Consider the following 25854-nt stretch of genomic DNA (forward strand, 5'->3'; position numbering starts at 1 on the left):
GGTAGGAGCGCGACGCGGCCCGGAGCGGCGGCACCGCGACGATCCGTGGACGACGAAGGGGCTCCTCCGCTGTGGAGGAGCCCCTTCGAGAGGACGGGCTACACGGCCTTCGTCACCAGGTTCACCAGGCGCGGAGCCCGCACGATCGCCTTGACGACCTCGCGGCCGACGAGAGCACGCGCGACGCCGGCCGTGGCCCGCGCCTTCTCCTCGAGCTCGTCGGACGAGATCTTGGGCGACACCTCGAGGCGGTCGCGGACCTTGCCGTCGACCTGGAGGATCGCGGTGACCTTCTCCTCGACGAGCAGCGTCGGGTCGGCCTTGCGCCAGACGACGTGCGCGACGGGGCCCTGGTAGCCCAGGCGGCTCCACATGTCCTCGGCCGTGTAGGGCGCGAAGAGGTTGAGCGCCATCGCGATGACCTCGGCGGCCTCGCGCACCGCGGCGTCGCCGCCTCCGGCACCCGAGTCGATCGTCTTGCGGGTCGCGTTGACGAGCTCCATCAGTCGCGCGACGACGACGTTGAACTTGAACGCCTCGATCAGCGACGGCGACTCGGAGAGGAAGCGGTGCGTGTGGCGGCGGAGCGCCGCGTCTCCGTTCTTCCACTCGATGTCGGGCTTCGAGGTGACGTCCTTCGCGAGGCGCCAGGCGCGCGCGAGGAACTTCGCGCTGCCCGACGGCGAGACGTCGGCCCAGTCGATGTCGTCCTCGGGCGGGCCGGCGAACGCCATGGTCAGGCGCACGGCGTCGACGCCGTACTCGTCGAGCTGCTCCGACAGGCGCACGATGTTGCCCTTGGACTTCGACATCGCGGCGCCGTCCATCTGCACCATGCCCTGGTTGAGCAGCGCCGTGAACGGCTCGGTGAAGGACACGTAGCCGAGGTCGAAGAGCACCTTGGTGATGAACCGCGCGTACAGCAGGTGCAGGATCGCGTGGGTCACGCCTCCGACGTACTGGTCGACGGGCGCCCATTTCTCGGCGAGCTTCGGATCGAACGCCTGCGTGTCGTCGTTCGGAGACAGGAAGCGGAGGAAGTACCAGGAGGAGTCGACGAACGTGTCCATCGTGTCCGGGTCGCGGCGCGCGGGGCTGCCGTCGACCGGGTTGGGCACGTTCACCCAGTCCTCCGCCGCGCCCAGCGGCGACGAGCCCTTGGGCTGCAGGTCGAGTCCCTCGGTCGGCGGCAGGACCACCGGCAGCTGGTCCTCGGGAACGGGGATCAGCTCGCCGTTCTCGCCGTGGATGATCGGGATGGGCGTGCCCCAGTAGCGCTGGCGCGAGATCAGCCAGTCGCGGAGGCGGTAGTTCTTCGCCGAGCGGCCGCGGCCGCGCTCCTCGAGCAGCTTGATCACGCGCTCGATCGCGGTGCGCTTGGAGAGGCCGTCGAGCGGGCCGGAGTTCATCAGGCGGCCGTCGCCGGTCAGCGCCTCGCCGGTGATCGCGGGGTCGGCCGAGTAGCGCGCCTCGAGAGCGGCGAGCTCCTCCGGGTCCTCGGGGATCACGGGGATCGCACCGGTGACGGGCGCGGAGGTGTCGACCACGACTCGGACCGGCAGGTCGAAGGCGCGGGCGAAGTCGAGGTCGCGCTGGTCGTGCGCGGGCACGGCCATGACCGCGCCGTGGCCGTAGTCGGAGAGCACGTAGTCGGCGGCCCAGATCGGCAGGCGCTCGCCGTTCACCGGGTTGATCGCGTAGCGGCCGAGGAACACGCCGGTCTTCGGACGGTCGGCCGTGAGGCGCTCGATCTCGCTCGACTTCTGCACCTTCTCGAGGTACGAGCGGAACGCGTCGCGCAGCTCCGGCTCGGAGCCCTCGACCAGCTCGGTCGCGAGATCGGAGTCGGGGGCGACGACCATGAACGTCGCGCCGTAGAGGGTGTCGGGACGCGTCGTGAACACGGTGACGCGCTCGTCGCGGCCCTCGATCTCGAACTCGACGTCGGCGCCGATCGAGCGGCCGATCCAGTTGCGCTGCATCGCGATGACCTTCGACGGCCACGAGCCCTCGAGCTGGTTGAGGTCGTCGAGCAGGCGGTCGGCGTAGTCGGTGATCTTGAAGTACCACTGGGTGAGCTTCTTCTTCACCACGACGGCGCCCGAGCGCTCGGACGTGCCGTCGGCGAGGACCTGCTCGTTCGCGAGGACGGTCTGGTCCACCGGGTCCCAGTTGACCCAGCTGTCCTTGCGGTAGGCCAGGCCCTTCTCGTACATCTTCAGGAACAGCCACTGGTTCCACTTGTAGTAGTCCGGGTCGGACGTGTGGATGACGCGGTCCCAGTCGAAGGACGCGGCGTAGCGCTTCATCGAGCGCTTCTGCTGCTCGATGTTGTCGTAGGTCCAGGTGCGGGGGTTCAGGCCGCGCTTGATCGCGGCGTTCTCGGCGGGCAGGCCGAAGCTGTCCCAGCCGATCGGGTGGAGCACGTTGAAGCCCTGCTGGCGCCAGTAGCGCGCGATGACGTCGCCGAGCGCGTACGCCTCGGCGTGGCCCATGTGCAGGTCGCCCGAGGGGTACGGGAACATGTCGAGCACGTACTTGCGGGGGCGCTTGTCGTCGGGGAGGTCCGTCGAGAACGGACGGGTCTCCTCCCAGATCGGGAGCCACTTCTCTTGCAGTGCGCGGAAGTCGTAGCGGTCCTCGTCGTTCGCGCCGGTCTGCTGGGAGGTCTCGTCTGCCACAGGTGTGTCCTACTTCATCAGGGTGGGATCGGACGCGCAGCGCCCGTCGGGGGCGGCGTCCGACGAACAACCCTACTGGCCCTCAGCGACCGGGCGACGAATCCTCCGCGACCTCGCGGGGCACTCCGAGCACTGCCAGCAGGGCGCGCGCCTTGAGCAGCGTCTCCTCGACCTCCTCCTCGGGCACCGAGAGTGCGGTGATGCCGCCGCCGGTGCCGAGGCGCGCTCGCTCGGGCTCGATCACGAGGCTCCGGATGGTCATGGCCAGGTCGATCGAGCCGTCAGAGCCGAGGCGGCCGAAGGCTCCGGAGTAGACACCGCGCGGTCCGCCCTCCCACTCGCGGAGGAGTTCCACGGCCCGCCGTTTCGGCGCCCCCGTCATCGAGCCGGCCGGGAACGTCGCGGCGATCAGAGCGGCGACGCCGATCCCCTCCGCGGGCAGCGCCGACACCTCGCTGACGAGCTGGTGCACGTGCGGGTAGGTCTCGACCTCCAGCAGCCGGTCGACGCGGACGGAGCCCGGCTCGGCGATGCGCGCGAGGTCGTTGCGGACGAGATCGACGATCATGACGTTCTCGGCGCGCTCCTTGACGCTCGCCAACAGCTCGGCGCGCAGGGCCTCGTCCTCCGCGGTGTCGCGGCCGCGGGGCCGGGTGCCCTTGATCGGATGCGTGGCCGCGCGCCCGCCGGCGTCACGCGTCAGGAAGCGCTCGGGCGACGCGCTCACGAGCGCCCGGCCCCCGAAGCGGATCAGCCCGCCGTGGTGGCTGGGGCTCGAGCGGCGCAGGCGCCGGTAGCACTCGACCGGGTCGAACCGGCCCTCCACGACGACCTCGTTCGTGAGGCAGAGCTGGTAGGCGTCGCCCGCGTGGATCGCGGCCTGGCAGCGCGCGATGAGAGCGGAGTAGGCGGCCCGGTCGTGCCGGCGCCGCACGGAGGCCACGGGCTCGGCGGGAGCGGGATCCCCCGGCGGCTCGTCGGCGAGCGCCGCCAGGGCCGCGACCAGGGGGTCCGCCTCCCTTCGCCGCTCCGCCGTCGCCACGACGCGCAGCGTGCGGGCGGCGTGGTCGAACTCGAGCACGGGGTCGCCGCGGAGCAGGACCAGCGCGGGCGGATCGCCCTCGGTCGCTCCGACGGCGGGCAGGGACACGAAGGGCGCACCCGCCTCGTAGGAGAGGTGGCCGTAGCGCCCGAGCGCGCGGTCGCGACCGGTGGACTCCGCCTCCACCCGGGCGAGTGCCGCGGACACGTCGTGGCCGGCCTCGACGACGATCGCGTCGGAGGGGCGGCAGGACCCGAGGTAGGAGCGACCCGCCACCGCGTCGGGGCCGGAGTCGAGCCAGAAGGCGGCGTCCGCCTCGCGGTAGAGGGCGAGGAACGCCCGCTCGGGGTCGACCCACGGCAGGACGACCTCGTGCAGGCCATCGGGGAGCAGGGCGCCGACCACTGGGCTAGCGTAGGCCGTCGTGGACGGCGAGCAGGTGCGGGACTGGAACGGGCGGGAGCTCGCCTCCCCGCGCGAGCCCGGCACGGCGGCGCTGCTGGCCGCCGACTCGTGGCTCGTCTCGGACGGCCGCGTGCGCGGTCTCGAGCTGCACCGCGAGCGCTTCCTCGACGCCGTCCGGGCGGCGGACGGGCCGGACGACGCGGGCGCGTTCTTCGACGCTTCCGTCGCCGCGCTCCCCCGCACCGGCGACCACTTCCCCCGCGTCGAGCTCGACTCCGCCGGACTGCACCTGCGCCTGCGATCGGCACCGCCGCGCACCCGCTCGGTCGTGCTGTGGACGAGTCCCGTGGATCCGCGGCGGGTGCCGGAGTGGAAGGGACCCGACATCGCCCGTCTTGCGCTGCTGCGGCAGCGGGCGATCGCGAACGGAGCCGATGAGGCGGTGCTCCTCGACGCGGACGGCGCGATCCTCGACGGCGCGACCAGCGCGGTCCTGTGGTGGCTCGGCGACACCCTCGTCCTCCCTCCGCCCACGAGCCCCCGGGTGCGCAGCGTCACCGCCCGCACGATCTCGGTGCTCGCGGGCGCGCTCGGCGTCGACGTGCTCGAGGCGCCGACCGAGCCGGAGTCGCTCGACGGCCGCGAGGTCTGGGTCGTCAACGCGCTGCACGGCGCGCGCCTGGCGACCTCGTGGGTCGGCGGACCGGCGCTCGCCGCGGAGCCGGGCCGGCTCGACTCCTGGCGCCGTCGCCTGGACGCACTGCGTCGCCCCCTCCCCTGACGTCGAGGACCGTGCCGCCCTCGGGCGACGACATCGCCCCGGTTCCCGCGCAGCGCTCGTCCCCGCGGGCCGCGTGTGGCAGTCTGCGCAGGACCCACCCGCCGTCTTCCGAGAAGGACCGTCGATGACCCCTGCACCTTCCGTCCGTACCCACGCCTGGAGGATCACCGCCATCCTCGCGAGCGGGGCTCTGCTCCTCGGCGCCCCTCCCGCGCTCGCGGCGGAGTCCGGTCCGCTCTCCTACTCCCACGACGCTCCGGCCGTCCCCTCGACGGGCGACTCGGCCGTGGTGGCGGACGCCGAAGCCGCACGCGCCTCCGAGACCGTCGTCAACGCGCTCGTGGGCGGCGAGGAACTCGCTCGCGGCGAGCGCCTCGTCTCGACGAACGGGGTGTTCGAGTTCGTCTTCCAGACCGACGGCAACGCGGTGGTCTACCGCATCGGCGCCGGCGCGATCTGGAGCAGCGGCACCCAGGGGCGCGGCGATCACCTCGCGATGCAGAACGACGGCAATGTCGTGGTCTACGACGCCGACGACCGCCCCGTCTGGTTCACGGGGACGAGCGGACTGCCGGGCGCCGTCCTGACGGTCCAGGACGACGGCAATCTCGTCGTCTACCGCGCGGACGGCTCTCCTGCCTGGGCGACCAGCGTCGGCGGCCTGATCGCCGCACCGGCACTCGACCGGCTCGAGGGCGGCGACGTCCTGACGTCGGGCACACGGCTCTCGTCGCCCGACGGCCGGTTCGAGGCCGTGATGCAGGCGGACGGCAACTTCGTCGTCTACGGCCCTGGGGGTCCGCGATGGTCGACGGGCACGTCCGGGTCGGGCAGTCGGCTCGCGATGCAGACCGACGGCAACGTCGTGATCTACGGAGCGGACGGCTCGGTGAGGTGGACCACCGTGACCAGCGGCAATCCGGGCGCCGTCCTGATCCTGGGGAACGACGGCGCGCTCGTTCTGCAGGGCGCAGCAGGAGTCGTCTGGACCAGTCGGCCGCCGGTCACCACCGACACCCTCTCGGGGTCGGGGGCGCTGGGGAAGGACGAGGCGCTGGTCTCCTCCAACGGCGCCTGGCGCTCCGTGATGCAGGCCGACGGGAACTTCGTCGTCTCCGGACCGGGTGGCCCGACCTGGTGGACCGGGACCCGATCGGCGAGCGACGCTCTCTCCCCGTCGCGGTTCGTGATGGGTGCGGACGGCACCCTCACGGTCAGTGGATGGGGCCCGAACGCGTTCTGGCTGGCGTCCCCGCGCTACTTCGTGAACGTGGGCCCAGCACTGGCGCCGTTCCGCCTGGTCATGCAGAACGACGGCAACCTCGTGCAGTACGACGGCCGGAACCGGGCGGTCTGGGCGAGCCGCGGTCTCTGATCCCGACACGGCGGGCTCGGAGTGCCGGGCCCGCCGTGCCGCGCGTCCCTCGGGCAGGATGGAGGTGTGGCACGCTCCTCCCCGACGACGTCCGTCCGCGGCGTCCCGGCCGCGGGCATCCCGAGGCGGGTCCTGCGATCGACCGCGTGCGCGGAGGTGCCGGGAACTCCTCCGGCCCGGGCGCGATGAGCGGGCCCGGTGACTTCCTCCGCCAGGTGCTCGCCTACGAGGGCGATCAGTGGCGGGCGCAGGACGTGCGCGAGCGGCTCGGTCACGGCCTCGACGCGACCGGGGCGTCCGTCGGCGCCGTCCGCGGCGGCGTCCGCGACGCGCTGAACAAGTTCCGCGGCCTGACGCACGACGACGTCACCGCGCTCTCCTCGGAGCTCTGGGACCCGCCCGTCTTCGAGCACCGCCTCGCGGCCGTCGTCCTGCTCCAGACGCGCGTCGCGCTCCTGCGCGCGTCGGACCTCACCCGGCTCGAGGGCTTCGTCCGCGACGGGCGCGTGCCCGAGCTCGTCGATCCTCTCGCGGCCGACGTCGTGCGCCCGCTGCGCGCCGCCCTCGACGACCGAGCACGACGGCGGATGGACGCGGTGCTCGACCGGTGGGCCGACGAGGGCGGGATGCTCGCCCGAGCTGCGGCGCGCGTCAGGAGCTGACGGCGGTCCCGTCGGTCACGGCGACGCGCCGGTCGAACACGAACGACGGATCCACGCGGTGCGCGATCAGGACGACCGTGCGGCCCCGCGCCGCGGCGAGCAGATCGGCGAGCAGCGCATCCGCGACCGGAGCGTCGACCGAGGCGGTCGGCTCGTCCAGCACCAGCACGGGGAAGTCGGCCAGCAGCGCCCGCGCGAGGGCGAGGCGCTGCGCCTGCCCGCCGGACACGAGGGAGCCGCGCTCCCCCACCCGTGCGTCGATCCCTCCGCGGGACGCGGTCCACCCACCGAGCCCGACACGGTCCAGCACCGACAGGAGCTCCTCCTCGTCGGCGGCGGGCCGCGCGAAGAGCAGGTTCTGCCGGATCGTGTCGTCGAACAGGTAGGGCTGCTGCTCGACGAGGCCGACCAGCCGGCGCACCCGGGCCTGCGGGAGCGTCCGCGCCTCGACTCCGCCGACGAGGTACGAGCCGGAGTAGTCGAGGAAGCGCACGAGGGCGTGCGCGAGCGTGGTCTTGCCGGATCCGCTCGCGCCGGTCACGAGGATCCGCTCGCCCGCTCGCAGCTCGAGCGACACGTGCGCGAGCGCCGGGGCCGGGGAGCCGGGCCAGGACACCGAGAGGTCCTGCAGCACGAGATCCGATCCGTGCGGGTCGGGGGCGAGCGGATCGACGTCAGCGTCGGCCGCGAGGGCGGGTGACGACGCCTCGCGGTCGAGGTCCGCGAGGCGCTGAGCGCTCGAGCGCGCGGTGCGCGCCGACTGCACGGCGAGCGGGGCGGCGGCGGCCACCTCGAAGACGGCGAGCGGCACCAGGGCGAGGACGCCCAGCGCCGGCCCGCCGAGGGCGTCCATCGAGGGGATGCCGAGGGCCAGCGACGCCCACACCGCGCCTCCCGAGCAGAGCGCGAGCACCGCGGCGGCGAGGCCCGCCGACGCGGCCCGGCGGCGGGCGGCACGGGTGAGCGCCTCCTCCGCCTCCGCCACGTCGGCCACGGCCCGGTCGGCCGCATCGAACGCGATCAGCACGTCGAGACGGGTGACGAGGAGGTTGAGGCGCTCGGCCAGCTCTCCGCGCAGCGGCGCGAGCTCGCGGTCGGCGCGCGCCGACACGAGACCGGAGCCGACCGCTCCCGCCCCGAACGCCAGCAGGAGGAGCGCGAGGAGCACGACCCCGGCGGCCGGGAGCAGGAGCCAGACGCCCACCACTGCGAGAGTCGACACGACGAGCGCCACGACGAGCGGCTGCACGATCCGCAGCGGCACGTCCTGCTGCGCATCGACGTCCGCGACGACCCGCGAGACGAGGTCTCCGCGGCGCACGCGGCCGAGTCCGTCGGGAGCGACCGGGACGAGCCGCTCGTAGACGCCCGCCCGCAGCTCCGCGAGCGCGCGGAACGCCGCGTCGTGGCCGCTGAGCCGCTCGAGGTAGCGGAAGAACGCGCGCGCGAGCGCGAAGGCGCGCACCCCGACGACCGCCATCGACAGGAAGAGGATGGGCGGCTGCTCCGCCGCGCGGACGATCAGCCAGGCCGAGCACGCCAGCAGGGCGACGACCGAGGCCGAGGAGAGCAGTCCGAACGAGAGTCCGGGGAGGAAGCGGCGGGCCGGCGGCATCGCGGCGCGGAGGACGTCGGCGCGCCTCACCGGAGCACCGCCTCGGCACTCGAGAGCGCGAGCACGGCGTCGGCGGCGGCGATCGTGGCGGGGCGGTGCGTGGCGACGATCAGGGTCGCGCCCTCGTCGGCCAGCGCACGGAGCCCCGCGAGGAGCCGCCGCTCCGTCGCGTCGTCCAGCGCCGCTGTCGGCTCGTCGAGCAGGAGCAGCGCGCCATCGCGCTCGAGCAGCCGGTGGATCGCGCGGGCGACGGCGACGCGCGCGCTCTGACCCCCCGAGAGCCCGGTGCCCTCCGCGTCGACGCGGCGCGTCGGATCGACGTCCACGGCGGCCAGCCGGAGTGCGCGGTCGAGGAGCGCGGGATCGACCGATCGCGCGCCCAGAGTGACGTTCGAGGCGACCGTGCCCGGCAGCAGATCGGCGCGCTGCCCCGCCCAGGCGATCCGGTCGCGGACGGCGGCGGGCGCGACCGGCTCCCCGCCGAGCAGCACGGTCCCCTCGGCGGCCACGAACCCGGCGAGGACCGCGAGGAGGGTCGACTTGCCCGAGCCGCTCGCTCCGGTGACCGCGGTGATCGTGCCGACGGCGAAGGTCGCGTCGACCCGCGCGAGCACGCGGCCCGAGCCGTCGTCGATCGAGACGCCGCGCACCTCGAGGTCGCCGCGCGTCGCCGTGCCTCCGGCCACCGCGGGCAGCAGTGCCGCCCGCTCGATCACCGCGAACGCCTCGTCCGCCGCCTGCACGCCGTCCGCCGCCGCGTGGAACTCGGCGCCGACCTGGCGGACCGGCAGGAACACGTCCGGCGCCAGCACGAGCACGAAGAGCCCGACCGCCAGCGCCAGCGAGCCGTCGACCAGCCGCAGGCCGATCGAGACCGCGACGAGGGCGACCGAGAGAGACCCGGCCAGCTCGAGCACGAATCCGCTCACGAAGGTCACCCGCAGCACCTTCATCGTGTGCACGCGGTAGTCCTCCGTCAGCGTGCGGATCCGCGCCGACTGGCGCTCGGCCCGGCCGAAGATCTTGAGCGTCGCGAGTCCGCCGACCGTGTCGACGAACCCCGACGCGAGCGCCTGGAGCCGATCCCACTGGCGCTTCTGCACCGCCTGCGTCGCCCAGCCGATCAGGATCATGAAGACCGGGATGAGCGGCAGCGTCACGATCAGGAACAGCGCGCTGAGCGGATCCGCGAGCAGCACCACCCCGACGAGGATCGGAGTCGTGACCGCCGTCGCGATCAGCTGCGGCAGGTAGCGGGCGAAGTAGCCGTCCAGCGCGTCGAGCCCGCCGCCCAGCAGCGCGACGACACCGCCGGAGCCGCCGGCCGGCCGCCCCGACGGACCGAGCGCCACGAGGGCCTCGAGCACCGCCGCGCGCAGCTGCGCCTTGGCCCCCACTCCGCCGCGCACCGCGTTCACCTCGGTCGCCCACGCCAGGGCCGCCCGCGCGGCGATCACGGCGAGCAGCGCGCCGAGCAGCGGAGCGAGCTCCCGGGCCGAGCGCCCGTCGACCGCTCCCGACACGAGCTGCGCGACCAGCCACGCGAACGCGATCGTGCCCAGCGTGCGGGCGAGCGCGAGGGCGCCGCCGAGCACGAGGAACAGGCGTGCGGCGCGGGCGTAGCGGAGCAGCCGCGGATCGAGGGGCTTCACGGACGAGGGGCGGTCACGTCAGTGCGCGTCCACCGGGATCTGCGTCCGGGTGATGCGCTTGCGGAAGATCCAGTAGGTCCAGGCCTGGTAGCCGACGATGAGCGGCACGAACACCAGGGCGGTCCAACTCATGACCGTCAGCGTATACGGGGTGCTCGAGGCGTTCTCGATCGTGAGGCTGTTCGCGATGTCGTTGGACGCGGGCATGACCGCCGGGAACAGCGTGGTGAACAGCGCGAGCACCGCGAGGGCGATCGTGCCGGCGAGCAGCGCGAACGCGCGTCCCTCCCTTCCCCGGATGTTCGCGAGCCACGCCAGGATCAGCGCGCCGGCAGCGGCGAGGGAGAGCAGCCACGAGGGGCCGTTGCCCGACTGCAGGTTCGTCCAGGCGAGGAACACCGCCGCGACCACGATGGTCACGAGCCCCGCCTTCGTCGCCAGCCGTCGCGCCCGCTCGCGGATCTCTCCGTCCGTCTTGAGCGAGACGAAGACCACTCCGTGGGTGAAGAACAGCAGGAGGGTCGTCAGTCCGCCCAGGAGCGCGTACGGGTTGAGCAGGTCGAAGACCGTGCCGATGTAGTTGTGGTCGGCGTCCAGCGGCACGCCCTGCACGATGTTCGCGAAGGCGACTCCCCAGAGGAACGCGGGCAGCGCCGAGCCGACCACGATCATCCGGTCGAACCGCGACTTCCACTGCGCCTCCGGACGCTGGTGGCGGTACTCGAACGAGACGCCGCGCGCGATCAGCGCGAGCAGGATCAGCAGCAACGGCAGGTAGAACCCGCTGAAGAGCGTCGCGTACCACTCCGGGAACGCCGCGAACATGGCCGCGCCCGCGACGATGACCCAGGTCTCGTTGAGGTCCCAGACCGGGCCGATCGTGTTGATCAGCACGCGGCGGTCGGTGTCGTCGCGACCGAGGAACGGGAGCGACATGCCGACGCCGAAGTCGAAGCCGTCGAGGACGAAGTAGCCGATGAAGAACGCGGCGACGATCCAGAACCAGAGTGTGGGGAGATCCACGGGTGCCTCCTAGTAGACGGTGCCGACGAGCTGCGGGCGACCGCTCTCCTCGTCGACCTCGGGAGCGTCGTCGGGTCCGGCCTGGGCCGCGCGCTTGATGAGCCGGAACTCCACGACGGCGAGAGCGCCGTAGATGGCGGTGAAGGAGAGGAGCGAGATCAGCACCTCGACTCCGCTGACGCCGGGAGAGACGCCGTCGGCCGTCTTCAGCAGGCCGAAGACCAGCCACGGCTGGCGGCCCATCTCGGTGAAGACCCAGCCGACGATCATCGCGAAGAGGGGCAGCGGAGCGGCCCAGATCGCGATCCTCCACATCCACTGCTTCGGCTCGCGGCCCTTGCGGGTGAACCAGAGGCCGGCGGCGGCGACGCCGATGGCGAGGACGCCGAGCGCCATCATCCAGCGGAACGACCAGTAGGTGACCCAGATGATCGGCGTGTAGTCGCCGGGGCCGTAGACCTGCTCGTACTGCGCCTGCAGGTCGTTGATGCCCTCGACGGTGCCGCTGAAGGTGTGGGTCGAGAGGAAGGAGAGCAGGTAGGGGATGCGGATCGAGAACAGCTCGCTGGAGCCGTCGGGCGTGCCCCAGGTGAAGACCGAGAACGAGGCGTCGACGCCGGTCGAGGTGCGGTAGAGCGCCTCGGCCGCGGCCATCTTCATCGGCTGCGTGTCGACCATGGCGAGGCCGAGCTGGTCTCCGGTGAGGAGGGTGAGTCCGCCGCTGACGAGCATCATCCAGGCGCCGAACTTCAGCGCCGGGCGCATGGTCTCGAGGTGCTGGCTGCGCGAGAGGTGGTAGGCGGCGACGCTGATGATGACCGCGGCCGAGACCATGAAGCAGGCGAAGATCGTGTGCGGGAACGCGGCGAGCGCGACCTTGTTCGTGAGCAGCGCCCAGATGTCCGTCAGCTCGGCGCGGCCCTTCGCCTCGTTGATCCGGAAGCCGACCGGATTCTGCATGAACGCGTTCGCGGCGATGATGAAGTAGGCCGAGAGCGTCGTGCCGAGCGAGGTGAGCCAGATGGTCGCGAGGTGGAGCTTCTCGGGCAGCTTGTCCCAGCCGAAGATCCAGAGGCCGATGAACGTCGCCTCGAGGAAGAACGCGAGCAGCCCCTCGAAGGCCAGCGGAGCGCCGAACACGTCGCCGACGAAACGGGAGTAGTCGCTCCAGTTCATGCCGAACTGGAACTCCTGGACGATGCCGGTGACCACGCCCATGGCGAAGTTGATCAGGAAGAGCTTCCCGAAGAACTTGGTGAGCTGCAGGTAGTGGATCTTCGAGGTGCGCACCCAGGCGGTCTGGAAGATCGCGACGGTGAGCGCCATGCCGATCGTCAGCGGCACGAAGAGGAAGTGGTAGATCGTCGTCAGGCCGAACTGCCACCTCGACAGCAGGAGCGGATCCAGGAGTTCGTTCACGGCCCCGAGCCTAGGTCGGCGACGAGGGCCGGACGGCCTCGGATCCCAGTACTGGAGCGGATGTGCGGCCCCTGGGCCCCCTCCGACGACACCCTTCCGCGGGCCGTCGGCGAGCCCGTCTCGACGCCCGCGTGCAGGAGGTCTGTCGACGTCGAGAGGGAGTGTCTCGACGTCGAGGGACACCACCGCCGGGCGACGGGCGAACGGCCCTCCCCGCCGTCGGAGCCGCTGCCGCACTCCTCTCGACGGCGAGCGACTCCGCTGGATCGTCGAACCTGAGGAACCCGCTCATTCAGTCTCGGTGGATTCCCAGGTTGCACGAACCGCACGGGAGCGGTGAACATCCGTTCGCCGCACCTGATGCCGGCACCGGCGCCCGCGCACCGCTCGCCCTGCGACGCCCCGTACGCTTTAGCCATGCCGAGCAAGGGGAGCTACGCCAAGGGTGTCGCCAAGCGCGAGGAGATCCTGCAGACCGCACTCGAGGTGTTCTCGCGCCAGGGGTACCGGAAGGCCTCGCTGCGAGAGATCTCGGAGGCGGTGGGCCTCACGCAGGCGGGTCTCCTGCACTACTTCGACTCGAAGGAGGAGCTCTTCGCCGAGGTCCTCCGCAAGCGCGACGAGCTCGACAGCGCCGCCTACGACCTGGGGCGCACCGGCGATGCCGCGATCGAGCAGCTGGTGCGGCTCATCCGGCACAACAGCGACGTGCCCGGCCTCGTCCACCTCTACGCCACGCTCTCGGCCGAGGGGACGGACCAGTCCCACCCCGCGCACCCGTTCTTCCTCGAGCGCTACCGCACGGTCACCGAGACGCTCGCGTCACGGGTGCGCGAGGACCAGAACGAGGGCCTCATCGCCGAGGACGTCGACCCCGAGACCGCCGCGCGCATGATCATCGCCCTGTCCGACGGACTGCAGGTGCAGTGGCTCCTGGACGACTCGGTCGACATGGGCTCGATCGTCGAGACCTTCTGGGCGCTGCTCAAGCGCGTGCGCTGAGGCCCGGGTCCGGATGAACGACGCGCTGAGTGCGATCCTCGACTTCGTCGTCGCGGTGCCGCCCGTGTGGCGCACGCTCCTGGCGGGCCTCGCCATCTTCCTCGAGACGACGATCCTCGCGGGGCTGATCGTGCCCGGCGACACGGTCGTCATCGTCAGCGCGACCGGCGTCACCACTCCCCTGCAGTTCCTGGCGCTCGCCCTCACGGTGATCCTCGGGGCGCTCGGAGGCGAGTCGGTCGGCTTCGCGCTCGGCCGCTTCTTCGGGCCGCGGATCCGCGCCTCGCGCCTGGGGCGGCGCCTCGGCGAGAAGAACTGGCTGCGCGCCGAACGCTACCTCGCGCGGCGCGGCGGGATCGCGGTGTTCCTCTCGCGCTTCCTCCCGGTGCTGCACTCGCTCATCCCCCTCACGGTCGGGATGAGCGGCATGTCGTACCGCACGTTCATGGCGTGGACGACGCCCGCGTGCGTCATCTGGTCCTTCGCGTACGTCGGGGTCGGCACGGCCGTCGCCGGCGGGTACCGCGAGCTCGCGGACACGCTCCACTGGGCCGGCTACCTCTTCGTCGGCGTGATCGTGCTCTTCGTCCTGCTCGTCGTCGGCGGCAAGAAGCTGCTCTCACGAGCAGAGGCGCGCCACCTCGACGAGTGACGCGCCTCTGCGCGGTGCGATCGGCCGGAGCCGATCAGGGCATCGTGCCCCGGGTCAGCCCAGCAGGCCGGCCGAGGTGAGCCACTCGGTCGCGATGGACGCGGCCGACTTCTGCTCGTTGACGCTCTCGGAGTTGAGCGAGACCAGGTCCTCGGCGGTCAGCTTCGCGCTGACCTCGTTCAGGACCTCGGCCGCGTCGTCCTCGACCTTGTCGGAGACGATCGGCACCACGTTGTCGGCCACGAACAGGCCGTCCGGGTCCTCGAGGGGCAGCAGGTCGTTCGACTCGATGTTCGGGTCGGCGGTGTAGATGTTCGCCAGCTGGATCTGGTTGCTGGTCAGCGCGTCGACGGTGGTCGATCCGCCGCTGTCCTCGATCGCCTGGAAGGTGGTCTCCACGCCGTACTTCTCGAGCAGCGCGTCCGGTCCGTAGGGGCGGGTCTGCAGCTCGGAGTTGCCGCCCAGCACGATCGGGTCGGTCACCGAGGAGAGCGAGGCGATGTCGGTGAGGCCCCACTGGTCGGCGAAGGCCTGGGTCACGGTGTACGAGTTCTGGTCGCTGGCGTCGGCCGCGTCCAGGGCGCGCAGGCCGTCGGGCAGCGCCTCGGTCAGAGCCGAGTACACGTCGTCGGCCGTGGTCGCGGTCGTGTCGGGCTCGAGCGCCTGGAGCAGGCTGCCGCCGTACTCGGGGAAGACGTCGATCGATCCGCTCTCGATCTCGGGGAGGTAGATCTCGCGCTGGCCGATGCGGAAGTCGCGCTGCACGGTGAAGCCGCCGTCCTCCAGCGCCTGCGCGTAGATCTCGGCGATGATCTCGTTCGAGTAGTAGTCCTGCGAGCCGATGACGATCGTGTCGCCGCCCTCGGCGGCACCCGATCCCTCGTCCAGCGGATCGCTCGAGGAACACCCTGCCAGTGCCACGACGGCACCGACCGCGAGTGCGCCCAGCGCGACACGGCCCTTCGTGAAGTGTGCTGTGAACATTGCTATTTCCTCTCCTCGGTGGGATTCCCCACCACCGCGCGTCGTCGGGGCGACGAGGCGCGGATGCTCGAACGGCCGGCGGCGCTGCCGGCGAGACCCAGGACCACTCCGCGCGGGACGGCCACCCGCTGGAGGACGGCGTAGACGACCTCGCTGATCAGAGTGAGCACGATGACGATGATCGACCCGGCGAGCATCTGCGGGTAGTCCCCCGCCTTCACGCCCTGGAAGATGTAGCGGCCGAGGCCGCCTGCGCCGATGAAGTCGGCGAGCGTGGCGGTGGCGATGATCTGCAGCGTCGCCGAGCGGAGGCCGCCCATCAGCAACGGCAGCCCGAGCGGGATCTCGACCTTCGTCAGGATCTGCCACTCCGTCATGCCGACCGAGCGGGCGGCGTCGACGGTGCGCCGGTCGACCGCCTCGAGGCCGGAGTAGGCGCCGGCGAGGATCGACGGGATCGCCAGGATCACGAGCGCGATCAGCGGCGCGCCGAGCCCGAGTCCGAGGCTCATGGCCGCGAGCACCAGGACGCCCAGCGTCGGCAGGGCGCGCAGTCCGCCCGCGACCGGGACGGCGATGCCCTTGCCCTTGCCGGTGTGGCCGATGAGGTAGCCGATCGGGATCGCGATCACCGCGGCGATCACGAGCACGAGCAGGCTGATGCCCAGGTGCTGCGCCACGCGGGTGGGGATCCCGTAGATCCCGGTCCAGTGCTCCGGGTCGCCGATCCAGGCGAACGCGTCGAGGATGAGGTTCACGCCGACACCGCCGTCCGGTCGGCCGGCGCCCTGCGCGCCGAGCGGGTACGGTCGGCCGCGGTCCACGGCATCAGCAGGCGGCCGAGGAGGACCAGGAGCGCGTCGAGCGCGAGCGCCAGCGCGATGGTGAGGACGATGCCCGAGACGATCTCTCCCGTGATGCCGCGCTGGAAGCCGTCGGTGAAGAGGAGCCCCAGGCTCTGGATGCCGAGCACGGCGCCGACCGTCACGAGGCTGACCGTGCTGACGGTGACGACGCGCAGTCCCGAGAGGAGCACGGGGCCGGCGAGCGGGAACTCGACCTTCCAGAACCGGGCCCAGGCGGAGTAGCCCATCGCCGTCGCCGACTGGATCACGTCCTCCGACACCGCCGAGAGCGCGTCCGCGGTCGTGCGGACCATGAGGGCGATGCCGTAGAGGGTCAGGCCGATGATCACGTTCGCCGTCGAGCGCAGCGGGATGCCCAGCACGGCCGGCAGCAGGATGAACATCGCCAGCGACGGGATCGCGTAGAGCACCCCGAGCGCGGTGAGCAGCGTGCCGCGACTCCAGCGGTACCGGTTGGCGAACCAGCCGAACGGCACCGAGATCACGAACGACAGCAGGATAGGCGGCACCGAGAGGACCAGGTGCGCGATCAGGTTCGCGACGATCGAGTCGACGTTGTTGACGACCCAGTTCACGCGGTGCCGCCGTCCGCGGGCCGGAGCACCCCGGTCGCCCGCCCGTCGCCGTCGACGACGAGTCGCGCGCCGTCGCGCTCCTCGATGTGCAGCGAGCGCTTGCCGCGGTCGGCGCCGATGAACCCGGCGACGAAGTCGCTCGCAGGGGCGGCGAGGATCTCGGCGGGCGAGCCCTTCTGCGCGATCCGGCCGCCCTTCTCGAGGATCACGACCTGATCGCCGAGGAGGAACGCCTCGTCGATGTCGTGGGTGACGAAGACGACGGTCTTGTCGAGCTCGCGCTGCAGGCGGAGGGTCTCGCGCTGCAGATCGGCGCGCACGAGCGGGTCGACGGCGCCGAAGGGCTCGTCCATCAGCAGGATGTTGGGGTCGACGGCGAGACCGCGGGCGACTCCGACGCGCTGCTGCTGGCCGCCCGAGAGCTGGCTCGGGTATCGCGCGGCGAGCGCGCGGTCCAGGCCTACGGTGTCCATCAGCTCGAGTGCGCGGTCGTGGGCGGTGCGCTTCGCGACCCCGTTCAGCCGCGGCACGGTCGCGATGTTGTCCACGACCCTCCTGTGCGGCAGGAGGCCCGAGTTCTGCATGACGTAGCCGATGCGCCGGCGCAGCGCCACGGCGGGCAGCGTCGAGATGTCCTCGCCGTCGATCTCGATCGTGCCGCCGGTGGGCTCGATCATGCGGTTGATCATCCGGAGGATCGTGGTCTTGCCGCAGCCGGACGAGCCGACGAAGACGGTGGTGCGCCGCGACGGGAGGACGAGCGAGAAGTCGTCGACCGCCCGGGTGCCGTCCGGGTACTGCTTGCTCACTCCGCGGAATTCGATCACGCCTGTGCCTGCCCTCGCTCCGCTGTACCGAGCCCGTCCCGGACCGAGGCCCCCTGGGAACCCGGCAGTCAGCAAAACATCATTCGGAGACGGCCGCCAACCGGATGGCGGAGTGTTGCGATCCGGCCCCGGAGGGACTAAGCGCCGAAGGGACCGGGCCGCGTCAGCCCTCGACGGGCCCGTAGTGCATCGACAGGTAGTTGCGCAGCAGCGCGCGGCTCTCGTCGATGAAGCGCTGGTCGCCGTTCGGGTCGATCAGGAACGCCCGGGTGAGCAGGGCGTCGGCCACCTCGACGGTGACCTCGAGGCGGAACGAGAGCTGGGCGCCGCCCGGCAGTCCGTACTCGGAGGCGAGGATCTCGGCGAAGCGGCGCGCGAAGAACCCGGCCTCGAACGCCTCGCCCGCGACCTCGGGGGCGTGGATGGTGTCGACGAACCGGATCGAGCGGAAGCCCGCCTCCGTGCGGTGCATGTCGCAGAAGGCGTCGACCGCGCAGTCGACGGCGCCCCACCAGTTGTCGGGGTGGGTGTCGCGGATCTCGGTGATGACCTTCTTGCGGAAGCGCTCGAGCGCGCGCTCGCGCAGGGCCTGCAGCACCGCGATGCGGTCGGGGAAGTAGCGGTAGACGGTGCCGATCGCGGCACCGGCGCGCTCGGCGACCATGGCGGTCGTCAGCCGGTCGAAGCCGACCTCGTCGACGACCGCGGCGGCGGCGTCGAGGAGGGAGGCGAGGCGCGCGGCGCTGCGGACCTGGACGGGCTCGTTGCGGACCTGGGGGGATTCGCCGAAGGGTCGATCCACGAGATTTCCTAGAGGCACGGCGGGCTCCTTCGCTGACGGTTCCTACAATCGTACGCACGCGGACACGCCGTCCGCGTCACTTCGCCGAATGTCCCTCGTGTTTGTCGCCCCCCGAAGGGCGACGCCGCGGACGGACGGACCGCCCTCATCAGGAGGACCCATGTGCGGACGCTTCGTCCTCTCGCAGACCACGGCCGACCTCGTCGCGCTCTTCGACATCGACGATGTCGGGGAGGACCTGCCCGGCCCGTCGTGGAACATCGCGCCCACGCAGCGGATCCCGGTGGTCGCCGAGTCGATGAAGGGCGTCGAGGAGGGCAGCCCGCCGAGGCGGCGCCTGGCCGGAGCCCGCTGGGGCCTGGTGCCCCGCTCCGCGGCCGATCCGTCGGCCGGGGCGCCGCTGTTCAACGCACGGATCGAGTCGGTCGCCGAGAAGCCGGCCTTCCGCGAGTCCTACGCCGCCCGCCGGGCGATCGTTCCCGCCTCCGGCTGGTACGAGTGGCGCGTCGGCGCCGACGGCGCGAAGACCCCGGTCTTCGTCTCTCCCGGCGGCGACTCCGTGGTGCTCTTCGCGGGCGTGTACGAGTGGTGGCGCGCGGCGGCACCCGGCTCGCCGTGGCTGCTGTCGGCCACGATCCTCACCCGCCCCTCGGCGGGTGCCCTCACCGACGTGCACGAGCGGATGCCGGTGCTGCTGCAGCCGGAGCTCATCGAGGACTGGCTCGACCCGCTGGCGGAGCCCGACGGCTCGCTGCTGCGCGCGGCCGCCGACGGCGCGGCGGAGCTGGCGGAGGAGCTCGGGATCGCGGAGGTCGGCCCGGCGGTCGGCACCGTGTCGAACAACGGCCCGGAGCTCATCCGCCCCGTCTGACCGGGCCCAGCCGGGAGCACTCGGCGGCGGGAGGCACCGTCTGCCAGACTGGGCGGATGCCGCTGACGCCTGCAAGCAAGCCCATGAGCGCGGGAGCGGCCGAGGTCATGCACCGCGCCGCACGCCTCGAGGACGCGATCCACCGCTTCCGGATGCGCCGCGTGAAGCGCCGCGGCTACGTCGCCCGCGTGATCCCCTACACCGGCTACGGCTCGACCGGGCAGCTCCGCGTGCTCGCCCGTGTCCTCTACACGCGGCCGACCCCTCCCGGATCCGAGGAGGTGCGGCCGGTCGAGGGCGTGCGCGGCTGGCGGAGCTTCACGAGCGTCTTCGTGAGCGGAGCCGTCGTGTCCGTCGAGGTCGACGGGCAGCGGCACGACATCGTGGCCGACCGCGGCGGCGTGGTCGACTCTGATATCCCGATCACGCTCGAGCCCGGCTGGCACACCATCACCTTCACCACGGCCGACGCGAAGCCGGTCGAGGCCCCCGTGTTCATCGTGCGGCCGGAGGCGCGCATCGGCGTCGTCTCGGACATCGACGACACGGTCATGGTCACCGCGCTCCCCCGCCCCTTCATCGCCGCGTGGAACACCTTCGTGCTGAACGAGCACGCGCGGATGCCCACGCCGGGCATGGCGGTCTTCCTCGACCGCTTCTCGCGGCAGAACGACGGCTCGCCCGTCATCTACCTCTCCACGGGGGCCTGGAACGTCGCTCCGGCGCTCACTCGCTTCCTCTCGCGCCACCTCTATCCCGCAGGCGCGCTGCTGCTGACCGACTGGGGGCCGACGCACGACCGCTGGTTCCGCAGCGGCAAGCAGCACAAGGAGCAGAACCTCCGCCGCCTGGCCGCCGAGTTCCCGGACGTGCAGTGGCTGCTGGTCGGCGACGACGGCCAGCACGACGAGGAGATCTACTCGGACTTCGCGAGCGAGCACCCCGACAAGGTCGCGGCGATCGCGATCCGGCAGCTGTCGACCGGTGAGGCCGTGCTCGCGGGTGGACGCTCGAAGGCGGCCGACCGCTCCGAGACCAGCGGCACCCACTGGGTCTACGCGCCGGACGGCGCCGGCATCGCCGAGCAGCTGACGGAGCTCGGACTGCTCTGACCGATCGGTCGCGCTCCCCCGGGAACGCCGACGCCGTCCGACTCCCGAGGGAGCGGACGGCGTCGGAACGGACGGAGCGGACTACGCCTGGTGCGCGGCCTGCAGGTCGAGGGTGATGGTGACCTTCTCGCCGATGAGGACGCCGCCGGTCTCGAGCGCGGCGTTGTAGGTGAGGCCGAAGTCGGTGCGGTCGATGGTGGTCTTCGCGGTCAGACCGGCCTTGTAGTTGCCGTAGGGGTCGGTGCCGAAGCCGCCGAACTCGACCTCGAACGTGACGGGCTTGGTGACGCCCTTGATGGTGAGGTTCCCGTCGACGAGGAAGTCGTCGCCGTTCGCGCGCACGCCGGTCGAGGCGAAGTGGATCTCAGGGTAGGTCTCGGCCTCGAAGAAGTCGCCGGTGCGGAGGTGTCCGTCGCGGTTGGGCTCGTTGGTGTTGATGGAGGCGACCTCGGCGGTGGCCTCGACGGTCGAGTCGAGCGGGTTCTCACCGGTGGTGAACGTCGCGGTGAAGCGCTCGAACTTGCCCTTGACCTTGCTGATCATGAGGTGGCGGACGCTGAAGGCGACCTCGCTGTGCGTGGGGTCGATGACCCAGGAGCCGGCCTTGTAACCGGGGATGGAAAGCGTGTCGGTCATGATTACTCCTCGAGGATGTGGTCGATGCGGAGAGCTGCTCCCCGTCCGATACATGCAAGCGTATCGAGGATCCGGCTATTCCATGTAGCTACAACTAATTTTCCGACGGCCCGGGCGTGGCGGATGCGGGCTCGCGCGCCGGGTTCCGGATCCCCAGCAGCGAGACCAGTCCGCCGAGGATCAGCAGGACCGCTGTCGCCAGCGCCGCGCGCGAGAAGCCGCCGTCGTCGAGGGTGTCGCCGACCACCAGGGTGGTCGCTGCGATCGCGACCAGCCCCGCGATCCGCGAGACCGCGTTGTTCACGGCGGAGCCGACTCCGCTGTGCTCGCTCGCCACCGCGCCCAGGATCGTCGACGTCAGCGGAGCGACCGTGACCGCGAGCCCGAGACCGAACAGCAGGATCCCCGGCAGCAGCTGGGTGAGGTAGTCCGCCGGCTCGCGGACCCCGACCATCAGGAGGAACCCGCCGCCGGCGACGAGCGGCCCGAGCCCCATGAACAGCCGAGGTCCGAAGCGGGCCGACAGCGATCCGGACACCTGCGAGAAGAGCAGCAGCAGGATCGTCGGCGGCAGGGTGGCGAGTCCGGCGAGCGTGGCCGAGAAACCGAGGCTCTGCTGGAGGAACAGTCCGAGGGCGAAGAATCCGAACGAGAGCGCGCCGTAGACGAACGCGGTCGCGACGTTGCCGACGGTGAAGTTGCGCGAGGCGAACAGCGAGAGGGGCAGCATCGGATGCGGTGCCCGCCGCTCCCAGACGACGAACGCCACGAGCGCCGCGAGCCCGACGACGAGCGCTCCCAGCACGAGCGGATCCGTGGCGCCGAGCCGCTCCTGCTCGATCAGCGCGAAGACCGGACCGCCGAGCCCGACGATCCCGAGGACCGCGCCCACCCCGTCGATCGGCACCCTGCTGCCGGTGTCGACGTGCCCGAGGCGGCGCAGGAGCACGATCGTCACGAGGATCGGGAGCACGTTGAGCGCGAAGACGTAGCGCCAGGAGCCCGCGTCCACGAGCAGTCCGCCGAGCACCGGGCCCGCGATCGTGGCGGTCCCGGTCCACGCGGTCCACGCGCCGATCGTCGTCGCCTGCGCGGCACCGCGCACCGTGGCGATGATCAGGGCCAGCGAGCTCGGCACGAGGATCGCGCCGGCCGCGCCCTGCAGCATCCGCGCGACGATCAGCACCTCCGCGGTCGGGGCGACGGCGCAGAGCAGCGACGTGACTCCGAAGCCGACCAGGCCGATCATCATGCTGCGGGCCCGGCCGATGCGGTCCGCGAGCGACCCCGCGACCAGGATCAGCGCGCCGAGGGTGATCAGGTAGCCGTCGACCACCCACTGCTGGACGGCCAGCCCGCCGCCGAGCTCGTCGGTGATCGCGGGCAGGGCGACGTTGACCACGGTGCCGTCGAGGAAGGCGACGAAGGAGGCGAGGATCGCGACGACGAGGACGGCCCGGCGGCGGCGCTCCTCCTCGGGCGAGGCGGGTGCGGCGGCGGTCACGTGCGGGTCCGGCTCATCCGCTCACGCTACTCCCGGGCGCTCCGGCGAGCGCTCCTCAGGCTCGTCGCCTACTCTCGTAGCCATGTCTGCGCAAGGAACCGCCCGCGGCGGCGTGCTCGCCCGCGTCCTCGGGATCGTCGGGGCGAGCGTCGCCGGTGGTCTGCTGATCACGGTCGGCGTCACCCCCGCTCTCGCCGTCACCGGTCTCGCCTCGAACAATCCGATCGGCCTGTTCGAGACGGTGCCCGAGTACCTCGAGCTGGGCCAGCTCGCCCAGAAGACCGAGATCTACGCGAAGAACGCCGACGGCACCGACGGCCTCCTCGCCTCCTTCTACGCGCAGAACCGCGAGGAGGTGGCCTTCGACCAGGTCGCCCAGTCCGTCAAGGACGCCGCCCTCGCGACCGAGGACCCGCGGTTCTACGAGCACGGCGGAGTGGACCTGCAGGGCACCATCCGCGCCGTCGTGAGCAACGTGATCGGCGGCGACCTGCAGGGCGGCTCGTCGATCACGCAGCAGTACGTCAAGAACGTGCTCATCCAGCAGGCCGAGGCGCTGAGCGACCCGGCGGCCTCGCAGGCGGCGTACGACGAGGCCACCGCCACCACTCCGGCGCGCAAGCTCAAGGAGATGAAGCTCGCCGTCGACCTCGAGAAGAAGTACAGCAAGGACGACATCCTGCTGGGCTACCTCAACATCGCCGGCTTCGGCGGTCAGGTGTACGGCATCCAGGCCGCGGCCGAGTACTACTTCTCGACCACCGCCTCCGCTCTCACGCTCGCGCAGTCCGCGAGCCTCATCGCCACGGTCAACAACCCCAACGGGCTCCGCATCGACGTGCCCGAGAACATCCCCGCGAACAAGGAGCGCCGCGACTACGTGCTGGGCCGCATGCTCGAGGAGGGGAAGATCTCGCAGGCCGACCACGACGCCGCGGTCGCGGAGGAGGTCGTGCCCGCGATCAAGGAGACGCCCACCGGCTGCCAGACCGCCGGGAACGCCGCCTTCTTCTGCGACTACGTCTCGCGGGTCATCCAGAACGATCCGGCGTTCGGCGCCGACGAGGCGACGCGCCTGGCGAACTTCCAGCGCGGCGGCTACAAGATCTACACGACCCTCGACCGCGATCTGCAGGACGTCGCCACCGCCGCGACGAACGAGTGGGTGCCGAAGACCCCGATCGACGAGGTGAACATCGGCAGCTCGACGGTCTCGATGGAGGTCGGCACGGGTCGGATCCTCGCGATGGTGCAGAACAAGGACTACGACGCGGCCGGTTCGGTGAACGGCGAGAACTTCTCGGCCATCAACTTCAACACCGATACGGCGTACGGCGGCTCGAACGGGTTCCAGGTCGGATCGACCTACAAGGTCTTCACGCTCGCGCAGTGGATCGCGAACGGTCACACCATCTACGAGACGGTGAACGGCCGCGAGCGGACCTTCGAGGAGTTCCCCGCGTCGTGCGCTCCCGACGGCGAGTGGTACGGCGAGTTCCCGGTGAGCAACGACGACGACGAGACCGGCGTCTTCAGCGTGCTGCAGGGCACGATGCGCTCCATCAACACCGTCTACGTGGCGATGGCCCAGCAGCTGGACCTGTGCGCGATCCGCGACCAGGCGGCCGCCTTCGGCGTGAAGACGGCGTCCGGTGCGCAGCTGCAGTACCTCCCGTCGGCCATCCTCGGCTCGGCCGACCAGATCGCCCCGCTCTCGATGGCGACCGCCTTCGCCGGCTTCGCCAACAACGGCGCCGCCTGCACCGCGATCGCGATCGACACCATCACCGATGCGGCGGGCGCGCCCGTGCAGGCGCCCGTGTCGACCTGCACGCAGGCCCTCTCCCCCGAGCTCACCGCGGTAGCGAACGACGCGCTGCAGGACGTGGTGACCGGCGGCACCGCCGCCGCGTCCGATCCCGACGACGGCATCGAGCACATCGGCAAGACCGGCACGACCGACGACGCGATCCACACCTGGATGGACGGCGCGTCGACGAGGGTCGCCACGGTGGTCTGGGTCGGCAACATCACCGGCGACGCCTCCATGCGCCAGGTGCGCGTGCGCAGCACCGAGACCGGGAACCGCGCCTACGCCTCCAACCTCCGCCACTACATCTGGAACGCGGTGATGACCCGGGCCGACGAGAAGTACGGCGGCGACGACTTCGCCGACCCCAGCTCGGCCCTGCTGAACGGCCGCCAGGTGACCATCCCGAACGTGACCGGCCGATCGGTCGACTCCGCGACGGACGTCCTCGAGGACCTCGGGTTCGACGTGGAGGAGGGCGCCACCGTCGACTCGGCCGCTCCCGCCGGCACGGTCGCCGGAACGGACCCCGCCTCGGGCACCGCCATCGCGCGCTACTCGAGCATCACGCTCCTGATCAGCAACGGCTCCCAGGTGCCCGCCCCGGCGCCCGAGACGCAGGAGCCGACGCCGACCGCCACCGCGACGGCTCCGGCCGCGACCGGGACGCCGGTGCCGGAGCCCACCGCCACGGCCACCGCGGTCCCGACGGCGACCGCGACCCCGGACGTCGACGGATGAGCACCGGATTCGACCCGGCGTTCCTCGGTGCGCCGCTCGTCGCGCCGGCTCCCTCGGCCGACCGCCCGGTCCGCGTGCTGGCGTACACGCACTTCGAGGTCCTGCTGGATCCGGTGCGGCGCCTCGCGCTCTCGACCGCGGTGAACATCGACGGGGCGGCGCTGCTCGACCTCGGGCGCGGCGACGACTGGCACCTCGACGACCGGGTGCCGGAGTCGGAGCAGACCGGTCCCGAGGTCTACGCCCGCAACGACCTCGACCGCGGGCACCTCGTCCGTCGCCGCGATCCGGTGTGGGGCGCGCCTGCCGAGGCCCGCGCGGCCAACTACGACAGCTTCTGCTACACGAACGCGGCCCCGCAGGCGAGCGGTTTCAACCAGTCGAAGGAGCTGTGGCTGGGGCTCGAGGACTTCGTGCTCGAGTACGCGCAGACCTCGCGGTCGCGACTGAGCGTCTTCACCGGCCCCGTGCTGGCCGACGGCGATCCGGTCTACCGCGGTGTCGGCATCCCGCGTCGGTTCTGGAAGATCGCGGCCTGGAGTCCGGACGGCGAGGGCCTCGCGACGAGCGCGTACCTCCTCGATCAGTCGGAGCTCGTCGAGACCGTCCGCGAGAGCGCGGTCCCCGGCCCCGGGGCGTTCAGGACGTTCCAGGTGCCGGTCGCCGAGATCGGCGCCCTCACCGCGCTGGACGTCTCCTCGCTCGCTGCGGCGGACGTCCTCGGCAGCGCGCGCGTGCGGCCAGAGGAGCTCCGCCGCGAGCTCTCCTCCCCCGAGGACGTCCGCGAAGGACTCGACGGGCGCTGACCGGGCGCGCG

Annotated in this window: 22 protein-coding genes; 9 read left to right on the top strand and 13 right to left on the bottom strand. The window is 71.6% G+C overall.

Translation table 11 applies throughout. The features are described 5' to 3' along the window. Positions 1-98: 98 nt before the first annotated feature. A complete protein-coding gene (leuS, locus tag ASF48_RS14150) occupies positions 99-2681 on the bottom strand; it encodes a leucine--tRNA ligase (RefSeq protein WP_055792932.1) in 2583 nt (860 codons plus the stop codon). An 82-nt stretch (positions 2682-2763) separates the two neighbouring features. Next, on the bottom strand, positions 2764-4128 hold the full coding sequence (locus ASF48_RS14155) for an anthranilate synthase component I family protein (protein WP_235577257.1): 1365 nt from the start codon (positions 4126-4128) through the stop codon (positions 2764-2766). 19 nt (positions 4129-4147) lie between these two features. Between ASF48_RS14155 and ASF48_RS14160 the strand changes: the two genes are divergently transcribed. The 3 genes from ASF48_RS14160 to ASF48_RS14170 all read left to right on the top strand — a co-directional run bounded on the left by ASF48_RS14160 (position 4148) and on the right by ASF48_RS14170 (position 6946). Then, on the top strand, positions 4148-4909 hold the full coding sequence (locus ASF48_RS14160; protein ID WP_235577258.1) for an aminotransferase class IV: 762 nt from the start codon (positions 4148-4150) through the stop codon (positions 4907-4909). Between the two features lie 124 nt (positions 4910-5033). Continuing rightward, a complete protein-coding gene (locus tag ASF48_RS14165; protein WP_055792935.1) occupies positions 5034-6284 on the top strand; it encodes a hypothetical protein in 1251 nt (416 codons plus the stop codon). A gap of 185 nt (positions 6285-6469) precedes the next feature. After that, on the top strand, positions 6470-6946 hold the full coding sequence (locus ASF48_RS14170) for a DNA alkylation repair protein (RefSeq protein ID WP_055792938.1): 477 nt from the start codon (positions 6470-6472) through the stop codon (positions 6944-6946). On the opposite strand, the gene cydC is transcribed toward ASF48_RS14170, so the two are convergent. Genes cydC through ASF48_RS14190 form a run of 4 tightly spaced genes read right to left on the bottom strand, consistent with a single transcriptional unit; the run spans position 6936 to position 12655 of the window. Then, complete coding sequence (cydC, locus tag ASF48_RS14175; protein ID WP_268788520.1) at positions 6936-8591, bottom strand: thiol reductant ABC exporter subunit CydC; 1656 nt, start codon at positions 8589-8591, stop codon at positions 6936-6938. The genes ASF48_RS14170 and cydC overlap by 11 nt on opposite strands. Next, positions 8588-10213, bottom strand: a complete 1626-nt coding sequence (gene cydD, locus ASF48_RS14180; protein ID WP_055792941.1) for a thiol reductant ABC exporter subunit CydD — start codon at positions 10211-10213, stop codon at positions 8588-8590. The genes cydC and cydD overlap by 4 nt, the downstream gene beginning before the upstream one ends. Before the next feature lie 18 nt (positions 10214-10231). Continuing rightward, the gene (gene cydB / locus ASF48_RS14185; protein WP_055792944.1) at positions 10232-11236 is read right to left on the bottom strand and encodes a cytochrome d ubiquinol oxidase subunit II; all 1005 of its coding nucleotides are present in this window, start codon (positions 11234-11236) and stop codon (positions 10232-10234) included. Between the two features lie 9 nt (positions 11237-11245). After that, a complete protein-coding gene (locus tag ASF48_RS14190) occupies positions 11246-12655 on the bottom strand; it encodes a cytochrome ubiquinol oxidase subunit I (protein ID WP_055792947.1) in 1410 nt (469 codons plus the stop codon). 417 nt (positions 12656-13072) lie between these two features. Here ASF48_RS14190 and ASF48_RS14195 point away from each other — a divergent pair, with 417 nt between their 5' ends. Both ASF48_RS14195 and ASF48_RS14200 read left to right on the top strand, forming a co-directional pair. Further along, complete coding sequence (locus tag ASF48_RS14195; RefSeq protein ID WP_055792949.1) at positions 13073-13657, top strand: TetR/AcrR family transcriptional regulator; 585 nt, start codon at positions 13073-13075, stop codon at positions 13655-13657. Between the two features lie 13 nt (positions 13658-13670). Further along, complete coding sequence (locus tag ASF48_RS14200) at positions 13671-14309, top strand: DedA family protein (RefSeq protein WP_055792952.1); 639 nt, start codon at positions 13671-13673, stop codon at positions 14307-14309. 54 nt (positions 14310-14363) lie between these two features. Here the strand turns inward: ASF48_RS14200 and ASF48_RS14205 are convergent, their stop codons facing one another. From ASF48_RS14205 to ASF48_RS14225, 5 genes are all read right to left on the bottom strand, one after another. Next, positions 14364-15293, bottom strand: a complete 930-nt coding sequence (locus ASF48_RS14205) for an ABC transporter substrate-binding protein (RefSeq protein ID WP_055792956.1) — start codon at positions 15291-15293, stop codon at positions 14364-14366. A gap of 2 nt (positions 15294-15295) precedes the next feature. Beyond that, positions 15296-16051: an ABC transporter permease gene (locus ASF48_RS14210; protein WP_055793228.1), complete on the bottom strand. Its 756-nt coding sequence runs from the start codon at positions 16049-16051 to the stop codon at positions 15296-15298. Further along, positions 16048-16734: an ABC transporter permease gene (locus ASF48_RS14215; RefSeq protein ID WP_055792959.1), complete on the bottom strand. Its 687-nt coding sequence runs from the start codon at positions 16732-16734 to the stop codon at positions 16048-16050. Before ASF48_RS14215 ends, ASF48_RS14210 begins: the two co-directional genes overlap by 4 nt. After that, a complete protein-coding gene (locus ASF48_RS14220; protein ID WP_055792961.1) occupies positions 16731-17561 on the bottom strand; it encodes an ABC transporter ATP-binding protein in 831 nt (276 codons plus the stop codon). Before ASF48_RS14220 ends, ASF48_RS14215 begins: the two co-directional genes overlap by 4 nt. Before the next feature lie 163 nt (positions 17562-17724). Continuing rightward, entirely contained in the window at positions 17725-18363 is a 639-nt protein-coding gene (locus ASF48_RS14225; protein ID WP_230671281.1) for a TetR/AcrR family transcriptional regulator, read from the bottom strand. 160 nt (positions 18364-18523) lie between these two features. Between ASF48_RS14225 and ASF48_RS14230 the strand changes: the two genes are divergently transcribed. Beyond that, positions 18524-19234 carry an SOS response-associated peptidase gene (locus ASF48_RS14230; RefSeq protein ID WP_055792967.1) on the top strand — a complete coding sequence of 237 codons (711 nt, stop codon included), beginning with the start codon at positions 18524-18526 and terminating at the stop codon, positions 19232-19234. Between the two features lie 56 nt (positions 19235-19290). Beyond that, positions 19291-20346 (top strand): App1 family protein, encoded by a 1056-nt coding sequence (locus ASF48_RS14235; protein ID WP_055792970.1) that lies wholly within the window; start codon positions 19291-19293, stop codon positions 20344-20346. Positions 20347-20427: 81 nt separating this feature from the next. On the opposite strand, the gene ASF48_RS14240 is transcribed toward ASF48_RS14235, so the two are convergent. Both ASF48_RS14240 and ASF48_RS14245 read right to left on the bottom strand, forming a co-directional pair. Next, positions 20428-20982 (bottom strand): YceI family protein, encoded by a 555-nt coding sequence (locus ASF48_RS14240; RefSeq protein ID WP_055792972.1) that lies wholly within the window; start codon positions 20980-20982, stop codon positions 20428-20430. Positions 20983-21076: 94 nt separating this feature from the next. After that, positions 21077-22486 carry a DHA2 family efflux MFS transporter permease subunit gene (locus ASF48_RS14245; protein ID WP_055792979.1) on the bottom strand — a complete coding sequence of 470 codons (1410 nt, stop codon included), beginning with the start codon at positions 22484-22486 and terminating at the stop codon, positions 21077-21079. 82 nt (positions 22487-22568) lie between these two features. On the opposite strand from ASF48_RS14245, the gene ASF48_RS14250 reads away from it, so the two are divergent. Beyond that, positions 22569-25037, top strand: a complete 2469-nt coding sequence (locus ASF48_RS14250; protein WP_082481495.1) for a transglycosylase domain-containing protein — start codon at positions 22569-22571, stop codon at positions 25035-25037. Beyond that, positions 25034-25843, top strand: coding sequence for a DNA/RNA non-specific endonuclease (locus tag ASF48_RS14255; protein ID WP_055792985.1), 810 nt, complete (start codon positions 25034-25036; stop codon positions 25841-25843). The genes ASF48_RS14250 and ASF48_RS14255 overlap by 4 nt, the downstream gene beginning before the upstream one ends. Positions 25844-25854 lie beyond the last annotated feature (11 nt).

The organism is Rathayibacter sp. Leaf299, from assembly GCF_001423055.1.
GTDB lineage: Bacteria > Actinomycetota > Actinomycetes > Actinomycetales > Microbacteriaceae > Rathayibacter > Rathayibacter caricis.

What these genes read in the sequence shown, in the direction of transcription:
- ASF48_RS14165 (WP_055792935.1), top strand. Translation starts at nt 5,034, where the DNA reads ATGACCCCTGCACCTTCCGTCCGTACCCACGCCTGGAGGATCACCGCC.
- ASF48_RS14170 (WP_055792938.1), top strand. Translation starts at nt 6,470, where the DNA reads ATGAGCGGGCCCGGTGACTTCCTCCGCCAGGTGCTCGCCTACGAGGGC.
- ASF48_RS14195 (WP_055792949.1), top strand. Translation starts at nt 13,073, where the DNA reads ATGCCGAGCAAGGGGAGCTACGCCAAGGGTGTCGCCAAGCGCGAGGAG.
- ASF48_RS14200 (WP_055792952.1), top strand. Translation starts at nt 13,671, where the DNA reads ATGAACGACGCGCTGAGTGCGATCCTCGACTTCGTCGTCGCGGTGCCG.
- ASF48_RS14205 (WP_055792956.1), bottom strand. Translation starts at nt 15,293, where the DNA reads ATGTTCACAGCACACTTCACGAAGGGCCGTGTCGCGCTGGGCGCACTC.
- ASF48_RS14230 (WP_055792967.1), top strand. Translation starts at nt 18,524, where the DNA reads ATGTGCGGACGCTTCGTCCTCTCGCAGACCACGGCCGACCTCGTCGCG.
- ASF48_RS14235 (WP_055792970.1), top strand. Translation starts at nt 19,291, where the DNA reads ATGCCGCTGACGCCTGCAAGCAAGCCCATGAGCGCGGGAGCGGCCGAG.
- ASF48_RS14240 (WP_055792972.1), bottom strand. Translation starts at nt 20,982, where the DNA reads ATGACCGACACGCTTTCCATCCCCGGTTACAAGGCCGGCTCCTGGGTC.
- ASF48_RS14250 (WP_082481495.1), top strand. Translation starts at nt 22,569, where the DNA reads ATGTCTGCGCAAGGAACCGCCCGCGGCGGCGTGCTCGCCCGCGTCCTC.
- ASF48_RS14255 (WP_055792985.1), top strand. Translation starts at nt 25,034, where the DNA reads ATGAGCACCGGATTCGACCCGGCGTTCCTCGGTGCGCCGCTCGTCGCG.